The 3,443-nt window shown below is 67.5% G+C and carries 1 protein-coding gene and 1 pseudogene; both read right to left on the bottom strand.

Annotated features, from left to right (window positions below; genetic code table 11):
* Positions 1 to 475: 475 nt before the first annotated feature.
* Positions 476 to 1,540 (bottom strand): annotated as a pseudogene (locus D7I43_RS32220) (IS110 family RNA-guided transposase); the annotation flags it as partial.
* A gap of 629 nt (positions 1,541 to 2,169) precedes the next feature.
* Entirely contained in the window at positions 2,170 to 3,192 is a 1,023-nt protein-coding gene (locus D7I43_RS32215; protein ID WP_147427379.1) for a hypothetical protein, read from the bottom strand.
* Between the last annotated feature and the right edge of the window lie 251 nt (positions 3,193 to 3,443).

Here is a 3,443-nt window from a genome sequence, read left to right as displayed (position 1 = left end):
TATCACCGGCCGGGTCTACGGCTGGGCCAAGGCCCTCAACGCCCTGATCCTCGCCTACGGCGACCGCATCACCATCTAACAACATCGATCACACCACAGGCCCAAACACGGAAATCGACACACTCCCGGACGGGACGCTACGGCCGGGTGAAGAGCTTGATCAACCCTCAGTTCTTAGCGATGCTCCTATGCGTCAAGTCCCTCGGCGATAGCCGATGAGCTGCGTCCGACGTGCGCCATGGTCGTACTCTCAGACACCCGATCGCAGGAGGCACGGATGGGATTGTCAGGCCGGGACTGCCCCGACTGTGGTCGTAGCGTCCGTGAGCCGTTCGAGAAGACAATCACCGGACGTGAGGTGTGCCCGGACTGCGCGAACGCCCTGTTCATGGGCTCCGCTGCGGGTGCGATCACCGGGGATGTCGGGTCCGGGTACGGCGTCTGGGCGATGCTCATGCGCAAGGTCCGACGCTCCAGTTGACCGCACGGCGGTCTGTCCGTCGGCGGTCAGTGCCCGGAAGACTTCGCGGGCCAGGTAGCGCTTGATGCAGCGGATGATCTCGCGTTTCGTCTTGCCCTCGGCCGTGCGCCGGGCCGCGTAGGCGCGGGTGCGTTCGTCGTAGCTGAGCCGGCCCAGGGCCAGGACGTAGAGGGCGCGGTTGGCGTCTCGGTTGCCGCCGCGGTTGAGTCGGTGCCGGTTGGTCTTGCCGGACGATGCCGGAATCGGCGCGACGCCACACAGGTGCGCGAACGCGGACTCGCTGTGCAGCCGCTCGGGATTGTCGCCAGCGGCGGCCAGCAGCGCCCCGGCGGTGTCAGCTCCGACGCCCTTGATCGCCATGAGCTGCGGCGCGGCCTGGTGGGCGAGTTTCTCGATCTCGGCGTCGAGCGTGGTGATCTCTGCCGTGAGTTGCTGGTATCGGGTGGCGAGGGACTTGAGCGCCAGCTTGCTGGCCGCCTCGATCCCGACGAGCCGCCCGGGCCGGCACCGCGCTGCGGCGTCGACGAGCTGTGGCAGCGACAGCGCGCGCAGCCGGTCGCGCAGGACCTGCGGGGCGGTGACCAGCACGGCGCGAAGCTGGTTGGCCGCCTGGGTACGGGCCTTCATCGCCGACCGACGGACCAGCCGCAGCGTGCGGATCATCTCCACAGCACCATCGGCGGTCTTGGGCATGCCCAGCGCGGTGCCGGCCAACACCGATCGGGCGGCCGTCTCGGCGTCGATCGCGTCGGTCTTGCCGCGCCGGCGGCGGGTCTGCCGGTTCGGCCGCACCACTTCCACCACCGAGATGCCCTGGTCGAGCAGGTGCCGCGTCAGCCCGGCGCCGTAGCTGCCGGTCCCCTCGATGCCGACCTGGTCGATCGGGCCGAGCTGCTGCGCCCAGGCCGTCAACCGGGCGTGCCCGGCAGCGGTACTCGGCACGCTGGTCGTGCCGAGTAGCCGCCCGTGCTGGTCGATTGCCGCGGCCACGTGCACGTCGGCGTGGGTGTCCACGCCGACAGTGACTCGCACCTCGACCAGCTCGATCGTCGCTACCATGCCCACCCCAGGCCTCCGTCGCGTCGCCTCGCTCTCTACGGCACCGCCGCCAGCGGGAACGTGGGCAGAACTCCAGGGGGATGCGTCGGGCTCCTATCAGGCCACATCGACCCCGGCTGGCGGCGGCACGGCGACGTCCTCCCGCCGGTCGACGTATCGCTAACAAGGCACCGCGGCCCGTTGTTTCGGGTCAGACCGCCGGGAGGACGTCAGCGATCATGATGCCTGGAGTTGTTTTTGGTCTGGAAACTACGGGCGGGCCGGCTGGGGCGCCGGTATGCCGGTTCGTCGTCCCACGATGTCCACAAACCTATGTAGAGCAGATAAGGATCTGTTAGATCCTGGTTCTCGGAGACGTTTGGTGTCGCGGTATCTCCGGCCGCTGTCACGGCGCGGTGGATGTGGGTCCAGTTCGCCAAGACGCGAACGACTTTGTCGTTGTTCAGCGTCGACTGTCACCTGAAGCGCGAGTGGCGACGCGCCGGGGTCGGCGGCATCCCGGGTGTTCCTAGCGGACGCGACGATCGCAGGGCAGGAGCCTGAACCAGGCGATAATCCGGCGGGTACCGAGGGCGGGGCGCCGCCGGCAGCGAGACGGCGTCGGCGACCTGTTGGTGTGCGGCGGTCCGTCAGCCGTCAGGCGAGTCACGTAGACCGAAGTCGAAGTGCCCGAATCGGGCTCCCTCACTGCTTGCCATCCCCAGGACGTCGGCGAGGGCTTCTCGGAGATTTTCGGGAGTGCTGTCCGGGAACACGCTCGCGACGACGGACTCATCATTGAGCAGACGGCAGACCATCGGCTGGATACGATGCTCGTACAGAGCCGCGAAACTAGTGTAGAAGTCGCGGGTGCCGCGCTTGCCGCCGTGCAACAACGCGACGAGGCACCACAACAGGTCGGCCTGACAGAGCGAGTCCAGCAGGGTGTCGCCGCGTTTGCTTGTCTCGCCGAGCGCGAACGCGTCGACCGGTGCGGCGACGTCGCGACGGAGCGCCGGAACTCGGTTGATGATCTCGCGGGCTTGGGCGATCAGAACACCAGGGATCGGGCGCCCGTCGGCGCTGGTGGGTGCAGTGTTCCACCGAGAGTTCCATACCATCGCGTGTCGGAGCCAGGATGCTCGCTCATATGCGCCAGGCTCGGTGCCGACCGGTTGCAGCGTGAGTGGCCGAACCGCCCACCACGCTTCGATACGCACGGCGAGCGCGATGGCCGCCAGCACGCGCGCCACGATGGTGAATTGGACGGTGGCATCGACGTCGCGACGGGGCTGATCCAGGACCAACCCGTGGGTGTAGATCTGGTAGAGCGCGCGGGTCAGTCGCTCAACCAGGTTCTTGTCGTTGAGCACAATGCCGTAGGCGAGCGCTGACACAGCCCGGTCCAGGAGATCTTGCAATCGGCCGGATGCGTCGGTGTCGGGGTCGTCGAGCAGAGCGCAGCCGTCTCGGGCGATGTCGAAGCCGAGCAGTCGGATCGGTGCCTGATCGCGACGGCGAGACAGTTCAATGACGGCGGTGTCGAAGTCGTCCTGGCCCAGTTGCCAGGTCAGCGCGGCGGCCGGGCCAACTGCGGCCTCCATACCGCGGTACTGCTGCCGAACGACTGCGACGATGCCGTCAATGCGGGCGCGTTCCTCACGTCGGGCCATCTCTACGTAGGGAGCGAGGAGCGTGGGAAGCTCAGTCGAGCGCCATCGGCGGGTGCTGGTGCCGTCGCGGACGAACACGTCGCCGGCGCGGAGCGCGGTCTTCTGGGCGCCACCCGGCTCGGTGTAAGAACTCCTAACAGAATGATCTGGGCGGAGGTGGATTTGTCCCTCGTGGACGATCAACTACAGTGATCGGCCGTGAGGCGAGGTGAGCAGCCGCCGTGGATCGTCTCGGACGACCTGTGGGCCGA

This window comes from Micromonospora globbae (assembly GCF_003610785.1).
Lineage (GTDB): Bacteria > Actinomycetota > Actinomycetes > Mycobacteriales > Micromonosporaceae > Micromonospora > Micromonospora globbae.
The sequence above is the reverse complement of the archived record's forward strand: the minus strand, read 5'-3'. Positions and strand labels throughout refer to the sequence as shown.

Excerpts from the sequence above, each read along its gene's own strand:
- D7I43_RS32215 (WP_147427379.1), bottom strand. The coding sequence starts at position 3,192 with ATGGCCCGACGTGAGGAACGCGCCCGCATTGACGGCATCGTCGCAGTC.